This is a genomic window from Pseudomonas sp. SLBN-26 (assembly GCF_006715895.1).
GTDB classification, from domain to species: Bacteria; Pseudomonadota; Gammaproteobacteria; order Pseudomonadales; family Pseudomonadaceae; genus Metapseudomonas; species Metapseudomonas otitidis.
Map to the genome: position 1 here is coordinate 5,536,989 of NZ_VFOB01000001.1, position 14,791 is coordinate 5,551,779.

Here is a 14,791-nt window from a genome sequence, read left to right on the forward strand (position 1 = left end):
ACGCGGAGCATTGGTTGGTGGGCTGAAGCCCACCCTACGGCTGGCAGGCCGTTGCGCGGGCCGTTCGTGGCCGATCCCTGTAGCCCGGGCTTCAGCCCGGGAATGGGTGCTTGGGCTTCCCGGACTGAAGTCCGGGCTACGGCGCTGGGCGGTGCTGTTCGTAGGGTGGGCTTCAGCCCACGCGGTGCGTTTGTTGGTGGGCTGAAGCCCACCCTACGGCTAGCAGGCGTTTGCGTGGGCCATTCGTGTCGAGCCCTGTAGCCCGGGCTTCAGCCCGGGGATGTGTGCACAGGTTTTCCCGGACTGAAGTCCGGGCTTCGGCAGTTTGGGCTGCGCGGTGCTTATGGCCAACGTGCCTTGCGCCAGGCGCGGCGCTGGTTCTTCTCCAGGTAGGTCCAGGCGACGAAGCGGCTCTGCTTCTGGCCCTGGGCCATGTGCACCACGCGGATGTCGGTGGCGCCGAGGGCCTTGAGGCGCTCCTGCAGGGGGGCGACGTTGCTGACCTTGGAGACCAGGGTGCTGAACCAGAACACCTGCTGGGCGAAGGCGGCGCTCTCGTCGGCCAGGCGGGCGATGAAGGCGGCTTCGCCCCCTTCGCAATGCAGCTCGTTGGACTGGCCGCCGAAGTTCAGCACCGGCAACTGGCGGCTCGGGTCCTGCTTGCCGAGGTTCTTCCACTTGCGGGTGCTGCCGCTGCGGGCTTCGTCCAGGGAGGCGTGGAAGGGCGGGTTGCAGAGGGTGAAGTCAAAGCGTTCGTCCGCCTGCACCAGGCCCTGGAAGATGTGCTGCGGGTTTTCCTGGCGACGCAGTTCGATGGCGTCGCCGAAGCGTGGGTTGGCGGCAAGGATGGCGGCGGCGGAGTCGAGGGATTGCGGGTCGATGTCGGCGCCGACGAAGCGCCAGCCGTAGTCGTGGTGGCCGATCAGCGGGTAGACGCAATTGGCCCCGACGCCGATGTCCAGCCCGCGCAGGCCGGGGCCTTGGGGAATGACGCCGTCGTGGGCGGCGCCGAGCAGGTCGGCCAGGTGGTGCAGGTAGTCGGCACGCCCGGGGATCGGCGGGCACAGGTAGCCGGCGGGGATGTCCCACTGGCGGATGCCATAGAACTGCTTGAGCAGGGCCCGATTGAACACCTTCACCGCCTCGGGGTTGGCGAAGTCGATGCTTGGCTTGCCGTAGGGGTTGGTGATGACGAAGGCACCCAGCTCGGGGCTGCCGGTTATCAGCGCGGGAAAGTCGTAGCGGCCCTGGTGGCGATTGCGCGGGTGCAGGGCGCCCTTGCCGGCCTGGGCTTCAGGCGTACGGGGGCGTTTCGGCGGCTGGGGCATGGGGCGGCTTTCGGCTGGGGTTGGGCGCGGGATTTTCCCACGGCTGGAGGCTGAAGTCAGCGGTCGGATGCGCAGCCGGAGGCTTGTGGGAAGCGCCTGTTTTGCCGTGCAACGCCGTGGCGAGGGGAACTCTGTTGATGCGTGTCATGGGGCGAGAGGGGCGGGCCGCTTAGGTTGTCGGGCAGACCGCGAGATCAGGAGGACACCATGGCTTTTCTTCAATGGCGTGACGAGCTGGACAGTGGCATCAGCGTGATCGACGACCAGCACCGGCGCATCGTCGACATGATCAACCAGCTCCACGAGGCGCAGCTCCGGGCGGATGCCGGGGTCGTCGCCACGGTGATCGAGGAGCTGGTGGACTACACCCTGTCCCACTTCGCTTTCGAGGAATCGATGATGGAGGAGGCCGGCTACGCCTTCACCCGTGCCCACAAGCGCGTGCACGAGCTGTTCATCCGCCGGGTGGGGGAATACCGCGAGCGCTTCGTACGGGGCGAGGACGTGGCCGATGAGCTGAAGTCCCTGCTGGGCCGCTGGCTGTTCAACCACATCCTCAACGACGACCGTGACTACGTGGGCGCGGTGCGCGAGAACCTCACCCGCCTGGCGGCCGAGTCCAATTGGCTGCGCCGCGCCACCAAGCGCTTCTTCCTGCGCACGGCCTGACGGGCTGCCCGCTCAGAGCGGGAACAGCCAGGGCACCAGCACCACGCTGACGAGCATCACCAGCAGGGTGAAGGGCACGCCGATCTTCACGAAGTCGCCGAAGCGGTAGTGTCCGGGGCCGACCACCAGGGTGTTCACCGGGGAGGAGATCGGCGTCATGAAGGCGGCCGAGGCGGCAAGGGCGACGATCAGCGCGAAGGGCAGCGGTGAGGCACCCAGTTGCTGCGCCGTGGCGATGGCCACCGGGCCCATGAGCACGGCGGTGGCGGTGTTGGAGATGAACAGGCCGATCAGCGCGGTGACGGCGAACAGGCTGGCCAGCATGGCGTACGGCCCGGCGTTGCCGAGCAGGGCGACCAGGCCCTGCACCGCAAGGTCGATGCCGCCGGTGCGCTGCAGGGCGGTGGCGAAGGGCAGCATGCCGACGATCAGCACCAGGGTCGGCCAGTGGATGGCGCGGTAGGCGCTGTCCAGGTCGATGCAGCGGAAGGCGCCCATCAACAGGCAGCCGATCAGGGCAGCGAGCACGTTGGGCACCAGCCCGGACACCATCAGCGCGATCATCACCCCCAGGCTGAGCAGGGCGTAGGGCGCCTTGCGCGCGGTGGGGGCGACCTCGTCCACCTCGGCCGGCAGGCTGAGCACCAGGAAGTCGCGGCTCAGCCCCTGCAGGCGGTGGATGGCCCGCCATTCGCCGGCCACCAGCAGGGTGTCGGAGGCCTTGAGCTTCTCGTCCACCAGCACCCCTTCCAGGGCCTTGCCGCTCCGGCGCAGGCCGACCACGTTGAGCTTGTGCCGGGTGCGGAAGCCCAGTTCCTGGATGGTCTTGCCCGGCAGTTGGGATTCCGGCGGCATCGCCACCTCGGCCAGGCCGAGCTGGTGGGCGTGCAGGCTGAAGTAGGAATCGGCCAGGGGCATGGGTTCCAGCCCCAGTTGCTGGTAGGCGCCGAGCAGGCCGATGGCGGGGCTGGCCAGGTCCACCAGCAGCACGTCGCCGGGCTCCAGCTGGGTGTCGCCGGTGGCCATCAGCAGCAGGGTGCGGAAGCGCCGCTGGCGTTCCACGGCGATGACGTTGATGCCGTACTGGCTGCGCAGCTCCAGTTCGTTGAGGGCCTGGCAGGCCAGGGGCGAGTCGGAGCGCACCCGCAGGCGTCGCTCGCGTTCGTCCAGGCGGTAGGCGCGGGCGAGGTCGGTGAGGGTCAGGCGTGGGGCATTGGCGTGGCCGTCATCGCCCCGTGGGGTGAGCCAGCGGCGCACCAGCAGCATGTAGCCGATGCCGAGGACCAGCACGGCGAGCCCCACCGGGGTCATGCTGAAGAAGCCGAAGCCCTCCAGGCCGGCGCGCTTGAGCTCGGCGTGGACCACCAGGTTGGGGGCGGTGGCCACCAGGGTGAGCATGCCGCTGATGAGCCCGGCGAAGGCCAGCGGCATCATCAGCCGGCCCGGTGGAATGCGCAGGCGCGAGGCGACGCCGAGGGCGACCGGGATGAAGATGGCCACCACGCCGGTGGAGCTCATCACCGAGCCGAGCCCGGCAGCGGCCAGCATCAGCAGGACCAGCAGGCGCGTTTCGCTGCTGCCGGCCCTGGCCACCAGCCAGTCTCCCAGGCGGTAGGCGATGCCGGTGCGCACCAGGCCGTCGCCGATGATGAACAGGGCGGCGATCAGCACCACGTTGGGGTCGCTGAAGCCGGACAGGGCTTCGCTGGTGTCGAGCACGCCGGTGAGGGGCAGGGCGACGAGCACCAGCAGGGCGACCACGTCCATGCGCGGGCGGTTGAGGGCGAAGAGGGTGACGGCGCCGGCCAGCAGGCCGAGGACCATCAGCAGATCGTTGTTCACGCGGGGCTTCCTGTTTCTGACGCGGCGGCAGCTTGTCAGGGATAGCCGAGCACCGCCTTGATCGGGCTCAGGTTGGCATCGATCCAGGCCGGGTCGATGGGGCCCCAGTCGTGGATGCGGTAGTGGCCGCTGTTGTTGCGCTCGCCTTCGGCCTGGTCGAAGCGGCAGTCGATGTCCAGTTCGGCGAGGGCGGCGAGGGTGTCCTGGGCGGTGCGGCGGGGCATGCCGGTGGCCGCCATCAGCGCGGGGACGCTGGTGGCGGTGCCGCTGTCGATCAGCCAGGCGACGTAGAGGCGGCGGTAGAAGCTGGTGCGGGTCTTGCTGGTTTCCATGGCAGGTCCTTGTCGAGGCAGGCGAGGGGCGTCGGGCCAGGGGCTGGGGCGCTAATCCGTGGCGGTGGCTCGGTGCCGGAGTACCCGGTGGCGTTGATTGAAGAAGAAACGGGTGAGGGTGCGAACCAGCGTAGCGGCCAGGCGCGGCTCGAAGGTCAACCGGTCGCAGAGCCGCACGCCGCCTTCGACGGCGTGCAGGGTGCGTTCGTGGCGCCACAGGCGCATGCCGGTCATGGGGGAGCATTCGACGAAGCCGTGCCCGGGTTCGAGGGATTCCAGCGTGAGGTGGGAGTGGCCCATGGGCAGGCAGCCGAGCAGCCAGAGGCGGCTGGTGAACAGGGGGCGTCCCGGTACGAGGGTGAGGTCATCGAGGGAGCGGACGCCGGGCGGGACGCTCATGCGCAGCCAGGGGCGCATTTCCGCGCGCAGCAGGTCGACGTCGGTGATCCAGCGCCAGGCGGTCTCTGTCGTGATGGGCAGGGTGGATTCGAATTGCAGCTGGATCGGGCCGGACATCCGTGTCGTTCCCTTCAGAGCTGGGCGAGGCCGATGTAGGTGGCGGCGCCGGCGAGGTAGCCGAGCAGGGCCAGGAGGCTGATGCGCTTGAGGTACCAGAGGAAGTCGATGCGCTCCATGCCCATGGCGGCGACGCCGGCGGCGGAGCCGATGATGAGGCAGCTGCCGCCGGTGCCGGCGCAGAAGGCGAGCAGTTCCCAGAAGGTGCCGTCGACGACGAAGTGGCCGAGCCAGCCGGCCTGGTCGCCGGCTGCGGCGACGGCCTCGGGGGTGGCCAGCGGGTACATCTTCATGGCGCCGGCCACCAGGGGCACGTTGTCGACCACGGAGGACAGCAGGCCGATGGCGATGTTGATGGCGTAGACGTTGCCGAGGCTGTCCTTGAGGGCGGCGGCGACCTGGGTGAGGTGGCCGGCGGTGGCGAGGCTGGAGACGGCCAGGAGGATGCCGAGGAAGAACAGGATGCTGGGGGTGTCGATGCGCCGCAGGACACCGATCACCGAGAGCGGGTGCTTGTCTTCGTCGTGCTTGCCACGGTGCAGCCATTCGGTGACGACCCAGAGGACGCCGAGGCCGAGGAGGATGCCCATGTACGGCGGCAGGTGGGTGATGCTCTTGAACACCGGGACGAAGAGCAGGGCGCCGAGGCCGAGGACGAACACCAGGTTGCGCTCGAAGGGGGTGGTGGGGTCGTGCTCGGCGGCGTCGGCTTCGTCGTCGGGACGCTGGAATTCGCCCCGCAGGATGAAGCTGAGGACGGCGAGGGGGACCAGCAGGCACACCAGGCTGGGGATGAACAGGCTGCTGATGATGCCGCTGGCGCTGATCTGGTGGCCGATCCAGAGCATGGTGGTGGTGACGTCGCCGATGGGGGACCAGGCGCCGCCGGCGTTGGCGGCGATCACCACGATGCCGGCGTAGAACCAGCGTTCGTGCTGGTGGCGGATCAGTTTGCGCAGCAGGGACACCATGACGATGGTGGTGGTGAGGTTGTCCAGCACGGCGGAGAGGAAGAAGGTGATGAAGCCGATCAGCCAGAGCAGGGTGACGCGCTTGTGGGTCTGGATGCGGTCGGTGATGACCTTGAAGCCTTCGTGGGCATCGACCAGTTCGACGATGGTCATGGCGCCGAGCAGGAAGAACAGGATCTCGGAGATTTCCCCCAGGTGGTGGCGCAGTTCGCCGCTGACGCCGTGCTCACCCTGGGCCAGGCCGGGGGCGATGCTGTCGACGCCGAGGACCAGGGCGGTCCAGCAAAGGACGGCGGTGATCAGGGCCGAGGCGGCCTTGTCCACCTTGAGCGGGTGTTCCAGGGCGATGCACAGGTAACCGGCGATGAACAGCAGGGCCATCAGCGCGTACATGGGGACATCCTTTCAGCGGTGAACGGGGTCGCAGGGAGTAAAAAGCCCGCCGATCTGTCGATGGGCGGGCTCTTGTGCATCACAGGCTGGCGATGCGCCCGCGCTGCTCGGTGAGGTTGGCCAGGGCCTGTTCGGCCTCGGCCAGCTTGGCGCGCTCCTTCTCGAGCACCTCGGCCGGGGCCTTGGCGACGAAGCCTTCGTTGGCGAGCTTGCCGCCGACGCGCTTGACCTCGCCGTCCAGGCGCTGGATTTCCTTGTCCAGGCGCGCCAGTTCGGCGTCCTTGTCGATCAGGCCGGCCATGGGCACCAGCACCTGCATGTCGCCCACCAGGGCGGTGGCGGACATGGGGGCTTCCTCGCCGCTGGCCAGGACGCGGACGGATTCGAGCTTGGCCAGCTTGTTCAGCAGGGGCTCGAAGTCGGCCAGGCGGCGCAGGTCTTCGGCATTGGTGTTGGCGACGATGATGTCGATGCGCTTGGCCATGGAGATCTTCATCTCGCCACGGATCTGGCGCACGCCGAGCATCAGGGTCTTGACCCATTCGATGTCGCCTTCGGCAGCGGCGTCGATGCGGCTTTCGTTGGCTACCGGCCAGGGTTGCAGCATGAGGGTGTCGCCGCTGACGCCGGCCTGGTCCTTGATGCGCTGCCAGATCTCTTCGGTGATGAAGGGCATGAACGGGTGGGCCAGGCGCAGGATGACCTCCAGTACGCGCACCAGGGTACGGCGGGTGCCGCGCTGGCGCTCGATGGGGGCGTTCTCGTCCCAGAGCACGGGCTTGACCAGTTCGAGGTACCAGGCGCAGTACTCGTCCCAGACGAACTCGTAGAGGGCCTGGGCGGCCAGGTCGAAGCGGAAGGCGTCGAGCTGGCGGGTGACTTCGGCTTCGGTGCGCTGCAGCTGGCTGATGATCCAGCGGTCGACGGAGGAGAGGTCGACGGCTTCGCCGTTGACGCCGGTGTCCTGGCCGTCGGTGTTCTCGATGACGAAGTTGGCGGCGTTCCACAGCTTGTTGCAGAAGTTGCGGTAGCCCTCGACGCGGCCCATGTCGAACTTGATGTCGCGGCCGGTGGAGGCCAGCGAGCAGAAGGTGAAGCGCAGGGCGTCGGTGCCGAAGCTGTTGATGCCGTCGGGGAACTCGATGCGGGTCTGCTTGGCGATCTTCTCGGCGAGCTTGGGCTGCATCATGCCGCTGGTGCGTTTCTCCAGCAGGGCGTCGAGGGTGATGCCGTCGACGATGTCCAGCGGGTCGAGGACGTTGCCCTTGGACTTGGACATCTTCTGGCCCTGGCCGTCGCGCACGAGGCCGTGGACGTAGACGGTCTTGAACGGAACCTGCGGGGTGCCGTCCTCGTTCTTCACCAGGTGCATGGTCAGCATGATCATGCGGGCGACCCAGAAGAAGATGATGTCGAAGCCGGTGACCAGGACGTCGGTGGGGTGGAAGGTCTTGAGGAACTCGGTCTGTTCCGGCCAGCCGAGGGTGGAGAAGGTCCACAGGCCGGAGCTGAACCAGGTGTCGAGGACGTCTTCGTCCTGGCGCAGCGGCTGGTCGCCGAGGTTGTGCTTGGCGCGGACTTCGGCCTCGTCGCGGCCGACGTAGACGTTGCCGGCCTCGTCGTACCAGGCGGGGATACGGTGGCCCCACCAGAGCTGGCGGCTGATGCACCAGTCCTGGATGTCACGCATCCAGGAGAAGTACATGTTCTCGTACTGCTTGGGCACGAACTGGATGCGGCCATCTTCCACGGCGGCGATGGCCGGTTCGGCCAGGGGCTTGGTGGAGACGTACCACTGGTCGGTCAGCCAGGGTTCGATGACGGTGCCGGAGCGGTCGCCCTTGGGCACCTTGAGGGCGTGGTCTTCGATCTTCTCCAGCAGGCCGAGCTGTTCGAAGGCGGCGACGATCTGCTTGCGTGCTTCGAAGCGGTCGAGGCCGGCGAACTGGGCCGGGAGGGTGGCGTCGAGGCTGTCGTTGACGCTGCCGTCGAGGTTGAACACCTGGGCGGTGGCGAGCACGGCGGCGTTCTTGTCGAAGATGTTGATCAGCGGCAGGTCGTGGCGCTTGCCGACTTCGTAGTCGTTGAAGTCGTGGGCGGGGGTGATCTTGACGCAGCCGGTGCCGAACTCGGGGTCGCAGTATTCGTCGGCGACGATGGGGATGCGGCGGCCGACCAGGGGCAGTTCGACGAAGCTGCCGATCAGGGCCTTGTAGCGTTCGTCTTCCGGGTGCACGGCGACGGCGCTGTCACCCAGCATGGTTTCCGGGCGGGTTGTGGCGACGATCAGGTAGCCGTTGCCTTCGGCGGTCTTCTTGCCGTCGGCCAGGGGGTAGCGCAGGTTCCACAGGTGGCCTTTCTCGTCGTGGTTCTCCACTTCGAGGTCGGAGATGGCGGTGTGGAACTTGGTGTCCCAGTTGACCAGGCGCTTGCCGCGGTAGATCAGGCCGTCTTCGTGCAGGCGGACGAAGGCTTCCTTGACCGCTTCGGAGAGGCCGTCGTCCATGGTGAAGCGCTCGCGCGACCAGTCGACGGAGGAGCCGAGGCGGCGGATCTGGCGGGTGATGGTGCCGCCGGACTGTTCCTTCCACTCCCAGACCTTGTCGAGGAACTGCTCGCGGCCGAGGTCATGGCGGCTGATGCCCTGGGCGGCCAGTTGGCGCTCCACCACCATCTGGGTGGCGATGCCGGCGTGGTCGGTGCCGGGCTGCCACAGGGTGTTGCGGCCCTGCATGCGGCGGAAGCGGATCAGCGCATCCATGATCGCGTTGTTGAAGCCGTGGCCCATGTGCAGGCTGCCGGTGACGTTCGGCGGCGGGATCATGATGGTGTAGGGCTCGCCGGAACCTTGCGGGGCGAAGTAGTTGTTCTTCTCCCAGGTCTGGTACCAGGAAGTTTCGATGGCGTGGGGCTGGTAGGTCTTGTCCATGTGTGCGGCGGGACCGTGTCGGCAACTGATCGGAAAGCCGCCGAGTATAACGGGCAAAACCCAGGCGGCCAAAGGCCGCTAAGCAGGCGGTCAGCTGCGTCGCGGCAGTTGGGGAAGCAGGCGGGCGAGGCGGGCGTTGAGGCGGCGCTTGAGCTCGGCTTCGATCTGCGGGACGAAGTCGTCGATGACGTCCTGCAGGATCAGTTGGGCGGCGGCGCGCAGCTCGCCGTCCAGGCGATCGAGCTGGGTTTGCGTGGCGGCTTCGACGCCGGCGCGCACGGAGGGCTGGGCGGCACTGGGCGCCGGGACGACGGGCGGTACGGGGGCGGCGGCCTTCACGGGAGCGGGCGTCGGTGCGGGTGCCTGGCGCGGGGCATTGGGCGTCGCCGGCTGGGCGGCCTGGGGCGCGGGAGCGGGGCTGAGGCTGAACGGCGGCGGTTCGACGATCTCGGACAGCAGGGGGATGCTGGCAGGGTCCACCGATTCGGTGAGCAGGGGCGGCTCGCTGCTGGTGTGTTCATCGAGCAGGGCGCGGATGGACTCGAGGTCGTCCAGCAGGTGGGCCGGGCGGGGAGGCTGGCTGGGGTTGTCCATGGTGCGGCTCAGAGTTCGACTCGTTTGGGATCATAGCCCCGCTGCCGGTAGGTGCGGAAATTCTCCCGGCAGGCGGCAAGCAGGGCTGGCTCCTGGTTGACGATCTCGATGACCCGGCTGAAGTGGCCGAGGTGGGGCGAGAGGGTCGGGTCGAGGTTGATCAGCAGGCCCTGGCTGGCGCCGGGCTGCTGGTCCCGGCCGATGACCACCGGGGCGTGCGGGTCTTCCCCGTGCTGTGCGTGGGGGATGAAGGTCTCGGCGCGGAACTGCCAGAGCAGTTCGTCCAGGGCCTGGCCCTGGGCGTCGTCTGCGCAGCGGACGAACACCGGCATGCCATGGCGCCAGGCCTTGCCGGCCAGCTGGCAGGCGGCGCGCAGGCGGTCTGCCGGGGTACTGGTGGACAGGACGTAGAACTCGACGCGGGTCATTTCGGTGTTCCTGGAAAGAGGCCCGGCGCCTGGGGCGCCGGGAGGTGTCGCAGTGGATCAGAGACGGTCGAGCAGGTACTGGGTGAGCAGCGGGACCGGGCGGCCGGTGGCGCCCTTGTCCTTGCCGCCGCTGACCCAGGCGGTGCCGGCGATGTCCAGGTGGGCCCAGTGGAACTTCTTGGCGAAGCGCGACAGGAAGCATCCGGCGGTGATGGTGCCGGCCTTGGGCCCGCCGATGTTGGCGATGTCGGCGAAGGGGCTGTCGAGCTGCTCCTGGTATTCCTCGAACAGCGGCAGCTGCCAGGCGCGGTCGTCGGCGTACTCGCCGGCCTTGAGGATCTGCTTTACCAGGGCGTCGTTGTTGCCCATCAGGCCGGAGGTGTTGGCGCCCAGGGCGACGATGCAGGCTCCGGTGAGGGTGGCGATGTCGATCACGGCCTGGGGCTTGAAGCGCTCGGCGTAGGTGAGGGTGTCGCACAGCACCAGGCGGCCTTCGGCGTCGGTGTTGAGGATCTCGACGGTCTGGCCGCTCATGGTGGTGACGATGTCGCCGGGGCGGGTGGCGCCACCGCTGGGCATGTTCTCGGCGCAGGCCAGCAGGCCGACGAGGTTGATCGGCAGCTGCAGCTCCAGCACGGCACGGAAGGTGCCGAGGACGCTGGCGGCGCCGCACATGTCGTACTTCATCTCGTCCATGCCGGCGGCGGGCTTGATGCTGATGCCGCCGGTGTCGAAGGTGATGCCCTTGCCGACCAGGGCGAAGGGTTTGTCGTCCTTCTTGCCGCCCTGGTAGTTGAGCACGATCATCCGCGGCGGCTGCTCGCTGCCCTGGGCGACGGCGAGGAAGGCGCCGGCGCCGAGCTCCTTGAGCTTCTTCTCGTCCAGCACCTCGACCTTGAGGTTCTTGTGGGCCTTGGCCAGGGCCTTGGCTTCTTCGGCGAGGAAGCTGGGGTGGCAGAGGTTCGGCGGCAGGTTGCCCAGGTCGCGGGTGTAGGCCATGCCGGTAGCGATGGCGCGGGCGTGCAGGCTGCCGCGCTCGACGTCGGCTTGCTCGGCCTTCTCGGCCAGCAGGGTGATCTTCTTCAGGGCCGGGGCATCGGCCTTGGTGCTCTTGAAACGGTCGAAGCGGTAGCTGCCGTCGGCCAGGGTCTCCACCAGCAGGCGAGCCTTGCCGTAGGCATCGCGGCCCTTGACCTTGAGTTCACCGAGGGTGAGCACGGCATCGCTGCCGCCCAGGCCCTTGAGCACGCCGCCAACGGCAGCGGCCACCTTGCGGAACTGACGGTCGGTCAGCTCGCGCTCCTTGCCGACGCCGACCAGCAGCACGCGGTCGGCCTTCAGGTTGGGCAGGCTGTGCAGCAGCAGGGTCTGGCCGACCTTGCCGGCCAGGTCGCCGCGCTTGAGCAGGGTGGCGATGGCGCCGCCGGTGGCGGTGTCCAGCGCGCCGGCAGCGGTGCCGAGCTTGCGGCCTTCTCCGACGGCGACCACCAGGGTGGCGGTCTTCAGGGTTTCCGGGCGTGCGCTTTTGACGAGGAATTCCATGTGATGTCCCCAAGACAAAGAGTCGGGATTGCAGGGTATAATGCCGGCCATTTTCCGTGGCGTGCCCGTTCGGGCGTGCCGGCCACAAAGCGGCTAGTTTGAGCGTAGCCGCCTGAGCCTGACAACCCTGGAGTGTCTGGTTTGATCGTCTTCCGTTACCTGTCCCGCGAAGTCCTGGTGACCCTCAGTGCGGTGAGCGCCGTGTTGCTGGTGATCATCATGAGCGGTCGATTCATCAAGTACCTGGCCCAGGCGGCGCAGGGTGCCCTGGACCCTGGCGTGCTGTTCCTGATCATGGGCTACCGCATACCGGGCTTCCTCCAGCTGATCCTGCCGCTTGGCCTGTTCCTCGGCTTCCTGCTGGCCTACGGTCGGCTGTACCTGGACAGCGAGATGACGGTGCTTTCCGCCACCGGCATGAGCCAGCAGCGTCTGATGGCGTACAGCCTGGCGCCGGCGACGCTGGTCGCGCTGATGGTGGCCTGGCTGAGCCTGGGCCTGGCGCCCCAGGGCGTGACGGCGGTGGGCCGCATCCTCAACCAGCAGGACGCGCTGACCGAGTTCGACACGCTGGTGCCGGGGCGCTTCCAGACCCTGAAGAATGGCAACCGGGTGACCTACACCGAGAGCCTGTCGGCGGACCGTGGCGAGCTGGGCGGGGTGTTCATCTCCGAGAAGCGCCTGTCCCAGGACAACAAGGAGCAGGGCATCGGGGTGCTGGTGGCCGAGAGCGGGCGCCAGGTCATCCATGAGGATGGCAGTCGTTACCTGATCCTGGAGAACGGATACCGCTACGACGGTAATCCGGGCAAGGCCGACTACCGGGCCATCAAGTACGGGACCTACGGCATCCTCCTGCCGAAGCCGGAGATCAGTGCCGAGATCGGCGAGCGCGAGGCGATCCCGACCCGCGACCTGCTGGGCAGCGACAACCCGCGCTACCAGGCTGAGCTGCAGTGGCGCCTGTCCATCCCGGTGCTGGTGTTCGTGGTGACCCTGCTGGCGGTGCCGCTGTCGCGGGTGAATCCGCGCCAGGGGCGCTTCCTCAAGCTGCTGCCGGCGATCCTTCTTTATATGGCTTACCTGTCGATGCTGATCGCCGCCCGTGGCCAGCTCGACAAGGGCAAGATCCCGATGGCCCTCGGCTTGTGGTGGGTGCATGGCATCTTCCTGAGCGTGGGGCTGCTGTTGCTCTACTGGGAACCGCTCCGCCTGAAGTGGGCTGCCCGTCGTTCTGCTCGTGAGGTGGCCCATGGCTAAGCTGGACAGGTACATCGGTACCAGCGTGTTCTTCGGCATCCTGGCGGTGCTGGGTGTGATCGTCAGCCTGGCGCTGCTGTTCGCCTTCATCGATGAGTTGGGCGACATTGAGGGCAGCTACACCCTGATGGACGCCATCTGCTACGTGCTGCTCACCGCGCCGCGCCGCGCCTACGAGATGCTGCCCATGGCGGCGCTGATCGGCAGCCTGATCGGCCTCGGCACCCTGGCCAGCAGCAGTGAGCTGACCATCATGCGGGCGGCCGGTGTTTCCATCGGCCGTATCGTCTGGGCAGTGATGAAGCCGCTGCTGGTGCTGATGCTGGCGGGCATCCTGCTGGGTGAGTACGTGGCGCCCTGGAGCGAGAACCTGGCCCAGGCCAACCGCGCCCTGGCGCAGGGCGGCGGCGAGGCCCAGACCTCCAAACGCGGCCTGTGGCACCGCCAGGGCAACGAGTTCGTGCACATCAACGCCGTGCAACCCAATGGCGTGCTCTATGGCGTGACCCGCTATGAGTTCGACGGTGAGCGGCACATGCAGGCCGCCAGCTTCGCCCGGCGTGCGTTGTACCAGGGTGATCACTGGCAGTTGGAGGAGGTGACCACTACGCACTTCCGCGGCGACCACACCGAGGTGGTAGAGGCGGGCAGCGAGCGCTGGGACATCCAGCTCAACCCGCAACTGCTCAGTACGGTGGTGATGGAGCCCGAGGCCTTGTCCATCAGTGGCTTGTGGAGCTATGTGCACTACCTGGCGGAGCAGGGGCTGAACAACAGTCGCTACTGGCTGGCCTTCTGGACCAAGCTGCTGCAGCCATTGGTGACGGGGGCGCTGGTGCTGATGGCGATTTCGTTCATCTTCGGGCCGCTGCGTTCGGTGACCCTGGGGCAGCGCATCTTCACCGGTGTGGTCATCGGTTTCGTGGTGCGTATCAGCCAGGATCTGCTGGGACCGTCGAGCCTGGTGTTCGGCTTCCCGCCGTTCCTGGCGGTGCTGATTCCTGCGGGTATCTGCGCGTTGGCAGGTGTCTGGCTGTTGCGCCGGGCTGGCTGATCAGATCGCTCATGAAAAAGCCGGCTTCGAGCCGGCTTTTTCGTGTTCGCTATTTCTTGTGAGCGCTCTTGGGAAGTTGCACCACGATGCTCTCCGAGTAGCGGTCGTGCCAGGTGCGTTTGTCCTTGTCCCAGAGCATCCACAGGAAGCCGAGGCCGAAGCAGAGCCAGGAACCCATGGCGACCACGAAGCGCAGCAGGGCCTGCCACAGGCTGACCGCCGAGCCGTCGCGATTCTGGATGCGCACGCCCCACACTTGCATGCCGAGGGTCTGGCCGTTGTGGGTCCAGAACTTGGCGAAGAAGGCGAACAGGCTGAAGAGCAGCACGGTGGACAGGACCGGGTCATGGGCCAGCAGGCCCTGCTCGGCCATTTCCCGCAGGCGCTCGCCGCCGTAGATCGAACGCAGGATGACCTGCTGGTAGAAGAGGGTGACCACCATCAGCAGGGCGACGCTGAGGAGGAAGTCATAGAAGATGGCGGCGAAGCGGCGAACGGCCCCAGCTGTGGGGAACTCGCCTTCCGGGCGCAGAATGTGTTTCGGCATGGAGGGCCCTTGTCACGTGTGAAGACGCCGCATTCTAAGGGCAGGCACTGAAACGCGGGCATAAAAAAACCCCTGATGAAACATCAGGGGTTCTCTTGCAGCGACTTAGGCCAGGACTTGGACTTTGTCAGCTTGCATGCCTTTCTGGCCTTGGACGGCTTCGAAGGTAACCTTCTGGCCTTCCTTCAGGCTGCGGAAGCCGCTGCCTTCGATGGCGCGGAAGTGTACGAACAGATCCGGACCGCTCTCGGGGGTGATGAAGCCAAAGCCCTTCTCGTCGTTGAACCACTTAACGGTGCCGGTTTGACGATTCGACATGTCTCAATTTCCTTGGAACTGGAGTTGATTTTCAGCCTCTGCCCGACATTGGGCCGAGGGCTAGGAAC

14 protein-coding genes are annotated in these 14,791 nt (G+C 67.1%); 3 read left to right on the forward strand and 11 right to left on the reverse strand.

The window, feature by feature from the left end; genetic code table 11:
- Positions 1 to 341: 341 nt before the first annotated feature.
- Positions 342 to 1,328: a 23S rRNA (adenine(1618)-N(6))-methyltransferase RlmF gene (gene rlmF, locus FBY21_RS25670; RefSeq protein WP_142014882.1), complete on the reverse strand. Its 987-nt coding sequence runs from the start codon at positions 1,326 to 1,328 to the stop codon at positions 342 to 344.
- A gap of 207 nt (positions 1,329 to 1,535) precedes the next feature.
- Between rlmF and FBY21_RS25675 the strand changes: the two genes are divergently transcribed.
- Positions 1,536 to 1,997: a bacteriohemerythrin gene (locus FBY21_RS25675; RefSeq protein ID WP_044406053.1), complete on the forward strand. Its 462-nt coding sequence runs from the start codon at positions 1,536 to 1,538 to the stop codon at positions 1,995 to 1,997.
- A 12-nt stretch (positions 1,998 to 2,009) separates the two neighbouring features.
- Here FBY21_RS25675 and FBY21_RS25680 read toward each other — a convergent pair whose 3' ends face one another.
- The 8 genes from FBY21_RS25680 to FBY21_RS25715 all read right to left on the reverse strand — a co-directional run bounded on the left by FBY21_RS25680 (position 2,010) and on the right by FBY21_RS25715 (position 11,544).
- Positions 2,010 to 3,839, reverse strand: coding sequence for an SLC13 family permease (locus tag FBY21_RS25680; RefSeq protein ID WP_142014886.1), 1,830 nt, complete (start codon positions 3,837 to 3,839; stop codon positions 2,010 to 2,012).
- Between the two features lie 35 nt (positions 3,840 to 3,874).
- Positions 3,875 to 4,171, reverse strand: a complete 297-nt coding sequence (locus tag FBY21_RS25685) for a helix-turn-helix domain-containing protein (protein ID WP_142014889.1) — start codon at positions 4,169 to 4,171, stop codon at positions 3,875 to 3,877.
- A gap of 51 nt (positions 4,172 to 4,222) precedes the next feature.
- The gene (locus FBY21_RS25690; protein WP_142014892.1) at positions 4,223 to 4,687 is read right to left on the reverse strand and encodes a hypothetical protein; all 465 of its coding nucleotides are present in this window, start codon (positions 4,685 to 4,687) and stop codon (positions 4,223 to 4,225) included.
- Positions 4,688 to 4,701: 14 nt separating this feature from the next.
- Complete coding sequence (gene nhaD / locus FBY21_RS25695; RefSeq protein ID WP_142014895.1) at positions 4,702 to 6,051, reverse strand: sodium:proton antiporter NhaD; 1,350 nt, start codon at positions 6,049 to 6,051, stop codon at positions 4,702 to 4,704.
- Positions 6,052 to 6,130: 79 nt separating this feature from the next.
- Positions 6,131 to 8,980, reverse strand: a complete 2,850-nt coding sequence (locus FBY21_RS25700; protein WP_142014898.1) for a valine--tRNA ligase — start codon at positions 8,978 to 8,980, stop codon at positions 6,131 to 6,133.
- Between the two features lie 90 nt (positions 8,981 to 9,070).
- Complete coding sequence (locus FBY21_RS25705) at positions 9,071 to 9,574, reverse strand: DNA polymerase III subunit chi (protein WP_142014902.1); 504 nt, start codon at positions 9,572 to 9,574, stop codon at positions 9,071 to 9,073.
- Positions 9,575 to 9,582: 8 nt separating this feature from the next.
- Positions 9,583 to 10,002 (reverse strand): DNA polymerase III subunit chi, encoded by a 420-nt coding sequence (locus FBY21_RS25710; RefSeq protein ID WP_069559346.1) that lies wholly within the window; start codon positions 10,000 to 10,002, stop codon positions 9,583 to 9,585.
- Between the two features lie 57 nt (positions 10,003 to 10,059).
- Entirely contained in the window at positions 10,060 to 11,544 is a 1,485-nt protein-coding gene (locus FBY21_RS25715; protein ID WP_142014905.1) for a leucyl aminopeptidase, read from the reverse strand.
- A 141-nt stretch (positions 11,545 to 11,685) separates the two neighbouring features.
- On the opposite strand from FBY21_RS25715, the gene lptF reads away from it, so the two are divergent.
- Positions 11,686 to 12,804 (forward strand): LPS export ABC transporter permease LptF, encoded by a 1,119-nt coding sequence (gene lptF / locus FBY21_RS25720; protein WP_044406030.1) that lies wholly within the window; start codon positions 11,686 to 11,688, stop codon positions 12,802 to 12,804.
- Positions 12,797 to 13,858 carry an LPS export ABC transporter permease LptG gene (lptG, locus tag FBY21_RS25725; protein WP_044406028.1) on the forward strand — a complete coding sequence of 354 codons (1,062 nt, stop codon included), beginning with the start codon at positions 12,797 to 12,799 and terminating at the stop codon, positions 13,856 to 13,858. Before lptF ends, lptG begins: the two co-directional genes overlap by 8 nt.
- A gap of 49 nt (positions 13,859 to 13,907) precedes the next feature.
- Here lptG and FBY21_RS25730 read toward each other — a convergent pair whose 3' ends face one another.
- A complete protein-coding gene (locus tag FBY21_RS25730; protein ID WP_044406027.1) occupies positions 13,908 to 14,405 on the reverse strand; it encodes an RDD family protein in 498 nt (165 codons plus the stop codon).
- A gap of 105 nt (positions 14,406 to 14,510) precedes the next feature.
- Positions 14,511 to 14,723, reverse strand: a complete 213-nt coding sequence (locus FBY21_RS25735) for a cold-shock protein (RefSeq protein ID WP_044406025.1) — start codon at positions 14,721 to 14,723, stop codon at positions 14,511 to 14,513.
- Positions 14,724 to 14,791 lie beyond the last annotated feature (68 nt).